This is a genomic window from Dyella humicola, assembly GCF_026283945.1.
GTDB lineage: Bacteria > Pseudomonadota > Gammaproteobacteria > Xanthomonadales > Rhodanobacteraceae > Dyella > Dyella humicola.
The window spans coordinates 1,785,221-1,800,658 of record NZ_JAPDPC010000001.1 but is presented as its reverse complement, the minus strand read 5'-3'; the positions used below and the strand labels follow the sequence as shown (position 1 = coordinate 1,800,658).

Genomic DNA, 15,438 nt, shown 5'->3' with positions numbered 1-15,438 from the left:
CACGAGGCTATAATTAACAGGATTTTTCCCAGCCATCCGTCCGCCCCGGTCGGAACGGCTGAAAGCCTTCCTTCCTCACCGGTGGTGACGTGAGCACTAATCTGATCCGCGAGTTCCTCGAATCCTCTCAACTCGCCGGCGGCAACGCCGAATATATCGAACAGCTCTATGAATCCTGGTTGGCGGACCCGTCCTCGGTCTCCGCCGACTGGAACAAATATTTCGAATCCTTCAAAGGCCGCGAGTCTGGGGACGTTCCCCACTCTGCGGCCATTGCGCGTATAGAGGCCGCCCAAAAGCAGCGCCGCACTGCGGTCGCCGCCGGTCCGATGGACGACGCACACGCCCGCAAGCAGGCTGGCGTGCTGCGCATCCTCACCGCTTATCGCTCGCGCGGCCACCTGGCCGCCAACCTCGATCCGCTCGGCCTGGCTGAAAAGCTGCCGGCGCCGGATTTGGAGCCGTCGTTCCACGGCCTGAGCGACGCCGACCTGGACACCGAATTCGACTGCGGCAACTTTGCCGGCGGTGGCCAGCGCATGAAGTTGCGTGACCTGATCGCACGTCTGAAGAAGGTGTACACCAACACCCTCGGCGTCGAGTTCATGTACATCAGCAACCATGAGCAGCGTAACTGGATCTACACCCGCCTCGAACAGGCCAATGGCAGTGCCGGCCTGGACAAGGCGGGCAAGCTGCGCGTCCTGGCCGAATTGACCGCGGCCGAGGGCCTGGAACGCTACCTGCACACCAAATACGTCGGCCAGAAACGCTTTTCGCTGGAAGGCGGCGACAGCCTGATCCCGATGGTGGACGACGTGGTCCGCGCCGCGGGCGACAACGGCATCAAGGAAGTCGTGATCGGCATGGCCCATCGCGGCCGTCTCAATATGCTGGTCAACATCCTCGGCAAGCCGCCTCGCACGCTGTTCAACGAGTTCGAAGGCAAGTTCGACCATCCGGATGATCCTGCGCACTCCGGCGACGTGAAGTACCACCTGGGCTTCTCTGCCGACATCAAGACGCCCAACGGCGCCACCCACGTGGCGCTGGCGTTCAACCCGTCGCACCTGGAAATCGTCAATCCGGTAGTGGCCGGTTCCGTGCACTCGCGCCAGACGCGCCGCCGCGACAGCGAGCACAAGCAGTCACTGGCAGTGCTGGTGCATGGCGACGCGGCGCTGGCCGGCCAGGGCGTGAACATGGAATTGTTCAACATGTCGCAGGCGCGCGGCTTCAAGATCGGCGGCAGCCTGCACCTCGTGGTGAACAACCAGGTGGGCTTCACCACCTCCAATCCGCAGGACGCCCGTTCCACGCTGTATTGCACCGACCTGGCCAAGATGGTCAACGCACCGGTGTTCCACGTGAACGGCGACGACCCGGAAGCAGTGATCCAGGCCACCCGCCTGGCCTACGACTTCCGCAAACAGTTCCGCAAGGACGTCGTGCTCGACCTGGTGTGCTACCGCCGCCACGGCCATAACGAAGCCGACGAACCGGCCGCCACCCAGCCGATGATGTACCAGATCATCCGCAAGCGCCCGACGACGCGCGACCTTTACGCTCAGCAGTTGGTGAAGGAAGGCGTGCTGGCCGACGGCGACGCGCAGAAGTTGTTCGACGACTATCGCGCACGCCTTGAAGCCGGCGAGCCGATGGCCGAGCTGACCACCGCCCTGGTCAAGGACATCGAGGTCGACTGGGACGCCTTTATCGGCGGCAAGCTGTCCACCCCGACCGACACCGGCGTGCCCAAGCAGCGCCTGGTCGAACTGGCCCATCAGCTGCTGAAGTTCCCGAAGGACCTGACCCTGCAGGCACGCGTCGCCAAGATCTATGACGATCGCGCCAAGATGGCCAGCGGGGAACAGGCTGGCGACTGGGGCTTTGCCGAGAACCTGGCCTACGCCACCTTGATCGACCAGAACTACAACCTGCGCCTGGTCGGCCAGGATTGCGGCCGCGGCACGTTCTTCCATCGCCATGCCGTGTTGCACGACCAGAACACGGGCTACACCTACATGCCGCTAGCGAATGTTCGCGACGGGGCGGACGTCGAAATCATCGATTCGCTGCTCAGCGAAGAAGCGGTGATGGCGTTCGAGTACGGCAGCGCCACCACCGATCCCTACACGCTGCATATCTGGGAAGGCCAGTTTGGCGACTTCGCCAACGGCGCCCAGGTGGTGATCGACCAGTTCATCAGCTCCGGCGAATCGAAGTGGAACCGCCTGTGTGGCCTGGCGTTGTTCCTGCCTCACGGTTACGAAGGCGCGGGTCCCGAGCATTCCTCGGCCCGCCTTGAGCGCTTCCTGCAGCTGTGCGCGCTGGACAATATGCAGGTCTGCGTGCCGACCACGCCGGCCCAGGCCTTCCACATGATCCGCCGCCAGATGGTGCGCCCGGCGCGCAAGCCGCTGATCGTGATGACGCCGAAGTCGCTGCTGCGCCACAAGCTGGCGGTCTCCACCCTGGACGAACTCGCCACCGGCAGCTTCCAGCTGGTGATTCCGGAACATCGCGAGCTGGCTGCCAAGAAGGTCAAGCGCGTGGTGCTGTGCTCGGGCAAGGTCTATTACGACCTGCTGGAAGATGCCCAGAAGCGCGACCTCACCGACGTGGCCGTCGTGCGTGTGGAACAGCTGTATCCGTTCCCGCGCCCGGAAGTCAGCGCGGAGCTGGAGAAGTACTCGGCCGCCAAGGAAGTCATCTGGTGTCAGGAAGAGCCGATGAATCAGGGTGCGTGGTTCCAGATTCGCCACCACCTGCAGGCCTGCGTCAGCAGCAAGCAAAGCCTCTCCTACGCGGGACGCGCTCGTTCGCCGGCGCCAGCTGCCGGCCACCTCAATACGCATGTCGCCGAACAGGCAGCACTGGTCGAACAGGCGCTGGTCACACCGATCGGCACCGACCACGCCGCTGAGTAAAGAAACATTTGAAAGTGCGGTCATGGATGGCCGCTTTTTGACCTTGGCGTTCAGGGATGAACGCACCAAAATTCGAGTGCGGCCATGGATGGCCGCTTTTTGACCTTAGCGTTCAGGGATGAACGCACTCATTAAGGAAAATTTATGTCCATCGAAGTCAAAGTTCCCGTCCTGCCCGAGTCCGTCTCCGACGCCACCATCGCGACCTGGCACAAGAAAGCCGGTGATGCGGTGAAGCGCGACGAGAACCTGGTCGACCTCGAAACCGACAAGGTGGTGCTGGAAGTGCCTGCCCCGGTCGACGGCGTGATCAAGGAACTGAAGTTCCAGACCGGCGACACGGTGACCAGTCAGCAGGTCATCGCGGTGATCGAGGAAGGTGCCGTTGCCGCCGCTCCGGCTGCAGCCGCCGCTCCGGCTGCAGCCGCCGCTCCGGCTCCGGCTGCCGCCCCCGCGGCTGCCGCTCCGCAGGCTGCCGCCAAGGGCGCCGAGGACCTCTCCCCGGCTGGCCTGCGCGTTGCCACCGAGCAGCAGATCGACCCGTCCAAGGTGGCCGGTACCGGCCGCGATGGCCGCGTGACCAAGGAAGACCTGGTCAACTACGGCAAGGGTGGCGCGCCTGCCGCTGCCGCGCCGGCGGCGTCGGCGGCCAAGCCGACCCCGGGCGCCCGTCCGGAAGAGCGCGTGCCGATGACGCGCATGCGCGCACGTATCGCCGAACGCCTGATGCAGTCGAAGAACTCCATCGCCATGCTGACCTCGTTCAACGAGGTGAACCTGGCCGAAGTGGTCAAGATGCGCAAGGCATTGGGCGAATCGTTCGAAAAGACCAACGGCGTGAAGCTGGGCTTCATGAGCTTCTTCGTGAAGGCCGCGGCCGAGGCGCTGAAGCGCCACCCGATCGTCAACGCCTCGGTCGACGGCAACGACGTCATCTATCACGGTTATCAGGACATCTCGATCGCCGTGTCGACCGACAAGGGCCTGGTCACGCCGGTGCTGCGCGACGTGCAGGAGATGGGCTTCGCCGATGTCGAGAAGGGCATCCTCGACTACGCCAAGAAGGCGCGTGACGGCAAGCTCGGTCTCGACGACCTGCAGGGCGGCACCTTCACCATCACCAACGGTGGCACCTTCGGTTCGCTGCTCTCCACGCCGATCGTCAACCCGCCGCAGAGCGCCATCCTGGGCATGCACGCCATCAAGGAGCGCGCCATCGTCGAGAACGGCCAGGTGATCGCCGCGCCGATGATGTACCTGGCGCTCAGCTACGACCACCGCATCATCGATGGCAAGGACGCAGTGCTGTTCCTGGTCGATATCAAGAACCAGCTCGAGAACCCGCAGCGCATGCTTCTTGGTCTCTGACCAAGAAGCAAAATAAGCACGAAGTTCTGGCGGCGAGTCGTAGCGCACACCGCGCGCTCGCCGCATAACTCTCCCGCTTCACATGTGCCGCGCTCCCCCAGCGCGTCACGCCGCAAGGAAAAACCATGAGCGAAAAATTCGACGTCATCGTCATCGGCGCAGGCCCTGCCGGCTATGTGGCCGCGATCCGCGCCGCGCAGCTGGGCCTGAAGACCGCCTGCGTGGACGCGTTTGTCGGCAAGGACGGCAAGCAGGCCCTCGGCGGCACCTGCCTCAACGTGGGCTGCATCCCGTCCAAGGCGCTGCTCGATTCGTCCAAGCAGTACTACAACATCGCCCACAACCTGCCGGTGCACGGCATTACCGTGGACGGCGCCAAGGTCGATATGGCGACCTTCATCGGCCGCAAGGACAAGATCGTCAAGCAGTTCACCGGCGGCATCGGTCAGCTGTTCAAGGCCAACAAGGTCACGCCGTTCTTCGGCACCGGCAAGCTGCTCAAGGGCAACGACGTCGAGATCACCGGCAATGACGGCTCCAAGCAGACCATCAGCGCCACCAATGTGATCCTGGCTTCGGGTTCGGTGCCGATCGAGCTGCCGTTCGCCAAGTTCGACAACAAGATGATCGTCGACAACGCCGGCGCGCTGGACTTCACCGAGGTGCCGAAGCGCCTGGGCGTGATCGGCGCGGGCGTGATCGGCCTGGAGCTGGGCAGCGTGTGGAAGCGCCTGGGTGCAGACGTGACCGTGCTCGAAGCGCTGCCGGATTTCCTCAGCGTCGCTGACGCCGACATCGCCAAGGTCGCCGCCAAGGAATTCGCCAAGCAGGGCCTGACTATCAAACTCAGTGCCAAGCTGACCAAGGCCGAGATCAAAAAGAATGAAGTCGCCCTGACCTATGAGGACAAGGACGGCGCGCACGAACTGGTGGTCGACAAGCTGCTGGTGGCCGTGGGCCGCCGCGCCTACACCGACGGTCTGCTGGCTGCCGACACCGGCGTGAAGCTGGACGAGCGCGGCCGCATCGTGGTCGACGAGCACAACCACACCGGCGTGAACGGCGTGTGGGCCATCGGCGACGCCGTGCGCGGCCCAATGCTGGCGCATAAGGGCTCCGAGGAAGGCGTAGCGGTGGCTGAGTGGATCGCCGGCAAGGCGGGTCACGTCAACCTCGATACCGTGCCGTGGGTCATCTACACCGAACCGGAAATCGCCTGGGCGGGCAAGACCGAAGCCCAGCTGAAGGCCGAAGGCGTCCCGTACAAGGTCGGCACCTTCCCGTTCGCCGCCATCGGCCGCGCCGTGGCGATGAACGAGGCTATCGGCATGGTGAAGATGTTGGCGCATGCCGAAACCGACCGCATCCTCGGCGTGCACATGGTGGGACCAGGCGTGTCCGAGCTGATCGCCGAGTGCGTGGTGGCGATGGAGTTCAAGGGCTCGTCGGAAGATCTGGCTCGCATCGTTCACGCGCATCCGACCTTGTCGGAGGCCGTGCATGAGGCCGCTTTGTCGGTCGACAAGCGCGCCATCCACAAGGGCAACTAAGGGCGTCATCTCGTGCCGGCCGAGTATGGCCTGTGTCACGAGATCCACGGCCCGCTCGTGGCGACATGAGCGGGCCGTTCGCTTTTGTGGCATATACGTAGTCAACACCCACCGTCGCCATGCCGGCATACGCCGGCATGGCGGGCCTTTGTTACCCCCGCCTACCCCACCTCCCCCATGCCCCAACCCTCTGCCCTATGCGTCTACTGCGGCTCCAGCAGCGGCAGTCATCCTGACTACGTCGAACAGGCACGTGCTTTCGGCACCGAGATGGCCCGACGCGGCATCGCACTTGTCTATGGCGGCGGCAAGGTCGGTTTGATGGGCACCGTGGCCAATGCGGTGCTGGCTGGTGGCGGCCGGGTGATCGGCGTCATTCCGCGCCAGCTGGTCGAGCTCGAGGTGGCCCATACCGGCCTGACCGAGATCGTCGTCGTCGACACCATGCACCAGCGCAAGACCCGCATGTACGAACTATCCGACGCCTTCGTCGCGCTACCCGGCGGCTTCGGCACCATGGACGAAATGTTCGAAATGTTGACCTGGGCGCAGCTTGGGCTGCATCGCTATCCCTGCGCGTTCCTCGATGTGCGCGGCTACTATGGACAGCTCCGCGCGATGATGGATCACATGGTGGCGGAGCGTTTCGTGCGCCCCGAACAACGCGAGAGTGTATGGTTCGGTCAGGACATGCAGCAGCTGTTCGACTGGATGGAAAGCTACGAGGGCGCCCACACGCCCAAATGGATCGACCGCAGCAGCGTCAAGGCCTGACGGGCCTGGCAGACACTCGACAGGATTGGCCATGAGCACGCCGAACGCATTTCGCGCATTCCGCATCCACAACGACGACGCGGGTTACCGCGGTGGTCTCGAAACGATCGGCGCCGACGTGCTCTCGCCGGGCGAAGTGCTGGTCCAGGTGGCGTACTCCTCGATCAACTTCAAGGATGCCCTCGCCGGTACCGGCAAGGGCAAGATCCTTCGCCAATACCCGCTCAATGGCGGTATCGACGTGGCCGGTCACGTGGTCGCATCCAGCGATCCGGCGTTCAAGGAAGGCGACGCCGTGTTGTGCACCGGCAGCGGTCTTTCGGAAACGCGCGACGGCGGCTACGGCGAATACGTTCGCCTCCCTTCGGCCTGGACGATTCCGCTGCCGAAAGGCCTGAGCCTGCGCGAAAGCATGATCATCGGGACAGCCGGCTTTACGGCCGCACTAGCCTTGTTGCGGATGCAGGACAACCGGCAGACGCCCACGCTGGGACCGATCGCCGTCACCGGCGCCACGGGTGGCGTGGGCATGCTTGCCATCGACATCTTTACCCGCGCCGGTTACGCCGTGCACGCCATCAGCGGCAAAGCGTCACATTTCGATTTCCTGCGCGACCTGGGCGCGGCTGAGTGCATCGACCGGCACCAGCTCGCCTTCAGCGGCAAGCCGATGGACTCCGTGCGCTTCGGTGGCGCGCTGGACAACGTGGGCGGCACCATGCTGGCCGGCCTGCTTCCGCTGATCGCCCCCTACGGCAATGTCGCCATTTGTGGCAATGCCGGCGGCATCGGCCTCGAAAGTACGGTGATGCCCTTCATCATTCGTGGCGCCAGCCTGCTCGGCATTGCGTCTGCCGGTACCGCCCGCGACATCCGTGATCGCGTCTGGGAACACCTGGCCAGTGACTGGAAGCCGCAGCACCTTGAGCGCATCGCCACCCGGGAGGTGTCGCTCGATCAACTGCCCGAAGTGTTCGGCCGCATGCTCGCTGGCGAATCCTTTGGGCGTACTCTGGTACAAATTCGCCAAGCGACCTGACGATCACGCTTGGAAGCTCCACGACAGCGTCTTAGAATCAACCGAAACAACAAGGGGAATATCACCTTATGGCACGCATCCTGATCGTCGACGATTCGCCGTCGCAGTTGCTGGGCATCAAGCGCATCGTCGAGAAGCTCGGGCATGAGGCCCTTACCGCCGAGGACGGCGCTGCGGGCGTGGAAGCGGCCAAGCGTGAGCGTCCCGACCTGATCCTGATGGATGTGGTCATGCCCAACCTCAACGGTTTCCAGGCCACCCGCACGATCAGCAAGGACCCGGATACCTCGCATATCCCGGTCGTGCTGATTACCACCAAGGACCAGGAAACCGACAAAGTATGGGGACTGCGCCAGGGTGCGAAAGCCTACGTGACCAAGCCCATCAAGGAAGAGGAACTGGTGACGACGCTCAAGGAGCTGTTGCCCGCTTGACGGACGGCAGCCCAAAAAAGAACGGCGCTTTTGGCGCCGTTTTTTTTGCCTTGCAGACGGATCAATGCCGTGGATCGTAATCGGGAAATTGATCGCGCAGGGACTCATAGGCCGAACGCTGGGCATCGCTATCCGCCAACGGCGCGCGGATCGACAGCTCGACCAGCTGATCGCCCGGATGCGCACCCGGCAGGCCACGCCCCTTGAGTCGCAGCTTGCGCCCTGACTGGGATCCCGCCGGAATGCGCAGGTCCACCGTGCCCGCCAAGGTCGGCACCGGCACCGTAGTACCCAGGGCAGCCTCCCACGGCGCAATCGGCAGCACATGCAATACATTGCGGCCATCGAGACGGAAGCGCGCATCGTCCCGAATACCGACTTCCAGCAACAAGTCGCCATGGGGCGCGCCACCCATGCCGGCATGACCCTGACCGGCCAAGCGGATCACCTGGCCTGGCTGGATACCTGCAGGAATCTTCACCTCGAGCACGCGCTCACCGCCGCTGGAATCCTGCAAGGCTAGCCGCGTACGTCCGCCATCAAAGGCGGTCTGCAGGTCGATCTGCACGTGTGCATGCACGTCGCCGCCACGACGCGCACGCGGCGCTCCAGCGCGTGGACCGGCACCGCCACGTCCGAACAGGCTCTCGAAGAAATCGCTGAAGTCGCCACCGCCATCGCCACCGATGTCGAAGCCGTGATTCTGACCCCAACCCGGCGGAGGGCGAAACTGCTCGCCACCCCGATAGCCGCCCGCACGCAGCTCGTCATAAGCGCGGCGTTTTTCCTTGTCGCGGAGCACTTCGTTGGCTTCGTTGATGGCCTTGAATTTGTCCTCCGCCCCGGCGTCCTTGTTCTTGTCCGGATGGTATTTGCGCGCCAGCTTGCGGTAGGCGGCCTTGATCTCGGCCTCCGAAGCCTCCGGCTTTACGCCAAGAATGTCGTAATAATCTTTGAATTCCACTGCCACTCCCCGGCGGAAACTAGCTCACTCGGACACGCGAGCAATCATCGTGCCCCGCGAATCCGCCAGCAAGGCTAGATCCGCCCGATCCAATAACGGTCATACGCAGCGACGTATCGCCACCCTCTGTATCGCGAAATGGGTGCGAAAACAGCGTGATTCAAGGCGACAAGCCCCCCCACCTGGCGCTAGCATCCGGTTCCTCCTCCCAACGCCACAGGCCTCCAGCCATGAGCATCCAAGTGGGCGATTCGCTGCCCGACGTCGAGATCCGCGCCATCGGTGCCGAGATCGCTCAAACCCAGACAGGCCCACTGTTCGCCGGGCGCAAAGTGGTGATGTTTGCCGTGCCTGGCGCCTTTACCCCCACCTGTTCCAACCGCCACTTACCCGGTTACGTGCAGCATTTCGCCGAGTTCCAGGCGCGCGGCATCGAGGTGATGTGCCTGGCCGTCAACGATGCCTACGTGATGCAGGCATGGGCTGCCTCGCAACAGGTACCGCACGAATTGCTGATGCTCGCCGACGGCAACGGCGGCTTTACGCGCGCGCTGGGGCTGGAGCTGGACGGGAGCGCCTACGGCATGGGCCTCCGTGCCAAGCGCTTCGCGTTGTACGCCGAAAACGGCTTGGTGAAGCAGCTGCAGGTCGAGGCGCCCGGCGAATTTCGCGTGTCGACCGCTGAGGCGATGCTCGAAGGCATCGGCTGATTCCCACACGAGCTCGTGCAACGGCTGCCATTCGCATGGCAGCCCTCCCGCTGCGGACGCCTCCATGGGAATCACGGGAACGTTTTGGCTCTGCCCGGATGCAGCGACGGCATCACACGAACAAAAAAACCCCGGCAAGGCCGGGGCTTTTCGTTTCATGGCAGCGGTGAATTATTCGGCGCTGTCGGGCGTATCGACCATGGGTTCAGCCGCCCCTTCATCGCCTTCGCCGTTCTCGGCTTCCGCATCGAGACACACGACGCTCACCAGCGTTTCGTCGGCAGGCAGACGGATCAAGGTGACGCCCTGGGTGTTGCGGCTCAGTTGCGAGATTTCCGCCACACGCGTACGTACCAGCGTGCCCTGATCGGAAATCAACATCAGCTCGTGGGCTTCAGTCACCTGCGTGGCAGCAACCAACGCACCATTGCGCTCCGAACACTGGATGCCGATCACACCCTGCGTGCCACGGCCCTTCTTCGGGAACTCGTCCAGCGTGGTGCGCTTGCCGTAGCCGCGTTCCGTAGCGGTGAGGATGTCGCCCTCGGCCGCCACGATCAGCGAAACCACGCTCGCCTCTTCGGCCAGCTTCATGCCGCGCACGCCGGTGGCGGTGCGCCCCATGGAGCGGACTTCAGATTCGTCGAAGCGCACCGTCTTGCCGTTGGATGCGAACAGCAGCACATCGCTGTTGCCATCCGTGAGCTCGACACCGATCAGCGCATCGCCCTCATCGAGATTGATCGCGATCTTGCCCTTTTGCAGCTGGAACGCGAACTCGGTGAGCGGGGTCTTCTTTACCGTGCCTTGCTTGGTGGCGAAGAAGACAAAACGATCCTCGGTGTACTCGCGCACCGGAAGTACGGCCTGCACCTTTTCGCCCTCGCCCAGCGGCAGCAGGTTCACCATCGGCTTGCCGCGCGCATTCGGGCCAGACTCCGGCATCTGGTACACCTTGAGCCAATACACGCGACCAATGCTGGTAAAGGCCAGCAAGGTGTCATGCGTATTGACGACCCACAACTGCTCGACGAAATCCTCGTCCTTCAGTGCAGAGGCCGAACGCCCCTTGCCACCGCGACGCTGTGCGCGATAGGTGCTGGCCGGCTGACGCTTCACATAACCCGTGTGCGACAGCGTGACGACTACATCTTCCGGCGCGATCAGGTCGAGGACGTTGAGATCTTCCTGCGAATGCTGGATCTCAGTGCGACGCTCATCGCCAAACTCGTCCTTGATCACCTGAAGCTCGTCGCGGATCACCGCGAGCAGACGCGCAGGATCTTCAAGAATCTCGATCAAACCACGAATGGTTTCGAGGATCTGGCGATATTCGTCGGAGAGCTTGTCCTGTTCCAACCCGGTGAGGCGATGCAGGCGCATGGCCAGGATTTCCTGGGCCTGCACTTCAGACAACTGATAGCCGTCGCTCTTGAGTCCATCGCGCGTGTCCATGTCTTCCGGACGCGAGGCTTCGGCACCGGCGGCACCCAACAGCGCACTCACCATGCCCGGCTGCCACTTGCGCGCAAGCATGCGCTCGCGTGCTTCCTGCGGCGACGCCGAGGTGCGGATCAGCTCAATCATCTCTTCGATATTGGCGAGCGCGACGGTGAGACCTTCCAGGATATGCGCACGTGCACGTGCCTTGCGCAGATCGAAGATGGTCCGGCGCGTCACGACTTCGCGACGATGACGGATGAACGCCTCGAGGATGTCCTTGAGGTTGAGTAAACGCGGCTGGCCGTCCAACAGGGCGACCATGTTGATGCCGAAGGTGACTTGCAGCTGGGTCTGCTGGAACAGGTTGTTCAGCACCACGTCCGCCATCGAATCGCGGCGGATTTCGATGACCACGCGCATGCCGTCCTTGTCGGACTCATCGCGCAGCTCGCTGATGCCTTCGAGCTTCTTTTCCTTGACCAGCTCGGCGATCTTCTCGATCAGACGAGCCTTATTCACCTGGTAAGGCAGTTCGTGGATGAGGATCGTCTCGCGACCGTTCGACTCGGTCTCGATCTCCGTGCGCGCACGCACCAGGATGCGGCCACGACCAGTGCGGTAGGCCTCGATGATGCCGGAGGAACCGTTGATGATGCCCGCGGTCGGAAAATCCGGACCCGGGATGTACTGCATCAGGTCGTCGATCGACAAGGTCGGATCGTCGATCAGGCCGATCGTCGCGGCGACGACCTCGGTGAGGTTATGCGGCGGCACATTGGTCGCCATGCCCACGGCGATACCGGCCGAACCATTGATCAACAGGTTCGGCACGCGCGTGGGCAGCACCAGCGGCTCGTGTTCGCTTTCGTCGTAGTTGGGACCGAAATCGACGGTGTCCTTGTCGATATCGGCCAACAGCTCCTGCGTGAGGCGCGACATGCGCACTTCGGTATAACGCATGGCGGCGGCGTTGTCGCCGTCGACCGAACCGAAGTTACCCTGGCCGTCGACCAGCATGTAGCGCAATGAGAACGGCTGCGCCATGCGCACGATCGCGTCGTAGACCGAAGCGTCGCCATGCGGGTGGTACTTACCGATCACGTCACCGACCACGCGGGCCGATTTCTTGTAAGCCTTGTTCCAGGCGTTGCCCAGCTCGTTCATGGCAAACAGGACGCGGCGGTGGACCGGCTTGAGACCATCGCGAACATCAGGGAGGGCGCGTCCCACGATCACGCTCATGGCGTAATCGAGATAACTCTGACGCATCTCGTCTTCGATATTGACGCGAATGACTTCTTTGGCGAGATCTGCCATCAATCGGCTTCCGTGATGATAAGAAAGGTCGCCCAGCACACGCCTCATGCGAGTGCGTCAGCGACCTTGGAGGCAACCTCAGAAGTGTAACACGTTTGTCGCCGAATTCACAGTATTTTCACATTGTAAATCAATGACTTACGTTGGCGTCTTAGCGTCCTTGAAAAGCACGCCGCGGGCGGTCGCGAAATTGACCAAGGCGGCCGTCGCCGAACTCGCCGCTACGGCAAGCGCAGGCCAGCGGACCAGCGGTGGATAAGCCAACAGAATCGCCGCATAGGCGCCGTAATTGACTACCGCGCCCACGCTCATCAAGGCGATCCAATGCAGCCACTCGGCATACAAGGAGCGCCCGCTACTGAGCTGCGCGAACGTGTAACGACGGTTCCACAACCAGGTGGCGGTGGCCGCCGCCAGGAAGGAAAGCACGCGCGCAAGGTACGGATTCCACTGCGCAAAGCTCACCAACGCCTGCACACCACCGGCATCGACGACCAAGCCAATGACACCGCCTACGGTGAACATCAAAACCTGGCGACGCAGACTCATCGACCGAACAACGCCTGCATGGCAAGCGTGTTCGGGCGTTCAATCACACCACGCTCGGTAACGATGGCATCGATCAAGTCAGCCGGCGTGACGTCGAATACGGGATTCCACGCCTCGGCGCCATCGACCACGGTGCGACGTCCGGCCACGGAAAGCAGTTCGGCCGCGTCACGCAGCTCGATCTCGATCTCCTCGCCCGACGCGGTTGCCATATCGACCGTCGAGGACGGTGCCACCACCATGAACTTCACGCCGTGATGGCGGGCCGCAATGGCGAGCTGATACGTACCAATCTTGTTGGCGGTATCGCCATTGGCGGCGATACGATCGGCGCCCACGATCACCCACTGCACCGCGCCGGAACGCATCAGATGCGAGGCGGCGGAATCGGCGATGAGCTTGGCCGGAATCCCATCGCGCACCAATTCCCACATGGTCAGGCGCGCGCCCTGCTGCCAGGGACGCGTCTCGCCGGCGAAAACCTGCTCGATTCGACCTCCCGCCACACCCGCGCGAATCACGCCCAGTGCCGTGCCGTAACCCGCCGTGGCCAACGAGCCGGTATTGCAGTGCGTGAGCACGCCCGATTGCGGGGCAATCAAGGCGGCTCCCAGTTCGCCCATATGGCGGTTGGCGGCGAGGTCCTCATCCTGGATCGCCTGCGCCTCGCGTTCCAGCGCCGTCGCATCGGCACCGGCGGCGATGCGCGCCTTCATACGATCAAGCGCCCACATCAGGTTCACCGCCGTCGGACGCGCAGCGCGCAACATCGCCAACACGACATCGAGCGACTCGCCCTGCTTGGCCGCAAGCACCACGCCCCAGGCTGCCGCAATGCCAATCGCGGGCGCGCCGCGGACGGCCAGATCCTTGATCGCCTGGGTCACCTGAGCGGCAGTGGCGCAATCGATCCAGCGCTCTTCCTGGGGAAGCAAACGCTGATCCAGCAGGCGCAGATGATCGCCTTGCCATTGCACGGCGCGGATGCGGTCGTAACGGTCGTAATCCATGTGTCTTGCTACTCGATGCAAACAAAAAACGGGCTAACGAAATGCGGCAGTGAACAAAACCGCGGTAGTCAGGGTGCTTCAGGCATGACCAGCCAAAGAATCAGATAGATCAAGACACCGGAACCACCCATCAGAGTGAGCAGGACCCAGCCGAGGCGGACCAGCGTGGGGTCCCAGCCAAAGTGTTCGGCGATACCGCCGCAGACACCCGCAATCTTCCGGTCGCTGCGTGAACGATAAAGGCGCTTGTCCATAGCCACTCAATTCTCGTGAACGTGCTTCAGTTTCGTGTACTGAGCCATTGATGGATCGCTGGGGGCACTTCGCGCTGCGCGCGCCCGGACACGTAGATGCCGATATGCCCGCCCTTGAAAGCGAGCTGGGTGTAATCGGTCGTGCCGACATGGCGGCCCAGTGCGCGCGATGCATCCGGCGGTACGAGGTGATCCTGCTCAGCAAAGATATTCAGCACCGGCTGGGTGATCAGGCCAAGATCCACCGGCTTGCCGCCAATCACCACTTCACCCTTGATCAGCTTGTTCTGCTGATAGAAGTCCTTGATGAATTCGCGAAACGCCTCGCCCGCCTGATCCGGAGAATCGAAGATCCATCGTTCCATCCGCAGGAAATTCGTCAGCTCTTTCGGGTTGTCGAGCACATCGACGAGGCCTACGTATTTTTGCTGGTTCAATCGAACCGGCTTGAGCGTCAAGTAAACCCAGTTGAGCAGTTCGGCCGGGATATTTCCCATGGTGTCGACGAACAGGTCCACATCCAGCTCGCGCGACCAATGCGACAGCATGTTGTCCGGCGTCTGGAAATCCACCGGCGTCACCATGGTGACGAGGTTCTTGACCTTCTCCGGTTGAATCGCCGCGTAGCACAGCGAGAACGTGCCACCCTGGCAAATACCGAGCAAGTTCACTGCGCCGACCGCAGCGTGCTTGCGCACGGCATCGACACAGCGATCGAGATAGCCGTTGATGTAGTCATCCAGACCCAGCCAGCGATCCGCAGCGTCGGGATAACCCCAGTCAAGCAGATAAATGTCCTCGCCCTGCTCGAGCAGGTTGCGCACCAGCGATCGGTCGGCCTGCAGGTCGGTCATCCACACGGTGTTCACCAGCGCATAGACGATCAGCGTCGGTGTCGTTGCCGTTGGCTTGCCTTGCCCCTTCATGTGCCAGACCGTGAGTTTGTCTTCACGGTACACGGCTTCACGCGGCGTATTGGCGTATTCGGGCTCTTGCTGGTGCGCGAGATTGGCCAGGCCAGCACTCAGCTTGCGCTGGAAGGCCGAGATTTCGCCCATCAGCGCGGCGGGGTCGAGGCGTACGGGAGGAAACATGG

General features: G+C 62.8%; 13 protein-coding genes. 7 read left to right on the top strand and 6 right to left on the bottom strand.

All coding sequences use genetic code 11. The features are described 5' to 3' along the window. The first annotated feature begins 89 nt into the window (after nt 1-89). From OUZ30_RS08015 to pilH, 6 genes are all read left to right on the top strand, one after another. Nucleotides 90-2,930 carry a 2-oxoglutarate dehydrogenase E1 component gene (locus tag OUZ30_RS08015; protein WP_266181706.1) on the top strand — a complete coding sequence of 947 codons (2,841 nt, stop codon included), beginning with the start codon at nt 90-92 and terminating at the stop codon, nt 2,928-2,930. 144 nt (nt 2,931-3,074) lie between these two features. After that, on the top strand, nt 3,075-4,298 hold the full coding sequence (gene odhB, locus OUZ30_RS08010) for a 2-oxoglutarate dehydrogenase complex dihydrolipoyllysine-residue succinyltransferase (protein ID WP_266181705.1): 1,224 nt from the start codon (nt 3,075-3,077) through the stop codon (nt 4,296-4,298). Between the two features lie 125 nt (nt 4,299-4,423). Further along, the gene (gene lpdA, locus OUZ30_RS08005) at nt 4,424-5,848 is read left to right on the top strand and encodes a dihydrolipoyl dehydrogenase (RefSeq protein ID WP_266181704.1); all 1,425 of its coding nucleotides are present in this window, start codon (nt 4,424-4,426) and stop codon (nt 5,846-5,848) included. A 177-nt stretch (nt 5,849-6,025) separates the two neighbouring features. Next, entirely contained in the window at nt 6,026-6,622 is a 597-nt protein-coding gene (locus OUZ30_RS08000) for an LOG family protein (RefSeq protein ID WP_266181703.1), read from the top strand. 31 nt (nt 6,623-6,653) lie between these two features. Continuing rightward, nucleotides 6,654-7,661, top strand: coding sequence for a YhdH/YhfP family quinone oxidoreductase (locus OUZ30_RS07995; RefSeq protein WP_266181702.1), 1,008 nt, complete (start codon nt 6,654-6,656; stop codon nt 7,659-7,661). Nucleotides 7,662-7,729: 68 nt separating this feature from the next. After that, nucleotides 7,730-8,095 (top strand): twitching motility response regulator PilH, encoded by a 366-nt coding sequence (gene pilH, locus OUZ30_RS07990; RefSeq protein WP_266181701.1) that lies wholly within the window; start codon nt 7,730-7,732, stop codon nt 8,093-8,095. A 61-nt stretch (nt 8,096-8,156) separates the two neighbouring features. On the opposite strand, the gene OUZ30_RS07985 is transcribed toward pilH, so the two are convergent. Beyond that, nucleotides 8,157-9,059, bottom strand: coding sequence for a DnaJ C-terminal domain-containing protein (locus OUZ30_RS07985; RefSeq protein ID WP_266181700.1), 903 nt, complete (start codon nt 9,057-9,059; stop codon nt 8,157-8,159). Between the two features lie 230 nt (nt 9,060-9,289). Between OUZ30_RS07985 and OUZ30_RS07980 the strand changes: the two genes are divergently transcribed. Further along, nucleotides 9,290-9,769, top strand: coding sequence for a peroxiredoxin (locus OUZ30_RS07980; protein WP_266181699.1), 480 nt, complete (start codon nt 9,290-9,292; stop codon nt 9,767-9,769). A gap of 171 nt (nt 9,770-9,940) precedes the next feature. Here OUZ30_RS07980 and gyrA read toward each other — a convergent pair whose 3' ends face one another. From gyrA to phaC, 5 genes are all read right to left on the bottom strand, one after another. Continuing rightward, nucleotides 9,941-12,529: a DNA gyrase subunit A gene (gene gyrA / locus OUZ30_RS07975; protein WP_266181698.1), complete on the bottom strand. Its 2,589-nt coding sequence runs from the start codon at nt 12,527-12,529 to the stop codon at nt 9,941-9,943. Nucleotides 12,530-12,667: 138 nt separating this feature from the next. After that, nucleotides 12,668-13,078 (bottom strand): GtrA family protein, encoded by a 411-nt coding sequence (locus OUZ30_RS07970; RefSeq protein WP_266181697.1) that lies wholly within the window; start codon nt 13,076-13,078, stop codon nt 12,668-12,670. Continuing rightward, nucleotides 13,075-14,088, bottom strand: a complete 1,014-nt coding sequence (gene mtnA, locus OUZ30_RS07965) for an S-methyl-5-thioribose-1-phosphate isomerase (protein WP_266181696.1) — start codon at nt 14,086-14,088, stop codon at nt 13,075-13,077. The genes OUZ30_RS07970 and mtnA overlap by 4 nt, the downstream gene beginning before the upstream one ends. A gap of 68 nt (nt 14,089-14,156) precedes the next feature. Then, complete coding sequence (locus tag OUZ30_RS07960; protein WP_266181694.1) at nt 14,157-14,342, bottom strand: PspC domain-containing protein; 186 nt, start codon at nt 14,340-14,342, stop codon at nt 14,157-14,159. Between the two features lie 26 nt (nt 14,343-14,368). After that, entirely contained in the window at nt 14,369-15,436 is a 1,068-nt protein-coding gene (gene phaC / locus OUZ30_RS07955) for a class III poly(R)-hydroxyalkanoic acid synthase subunit PhaC (protein WP_266181693.1), read from the bottom strand. Between the last annotated feature and the right edge of the window lie 2 nt (nt 15,437-15,438).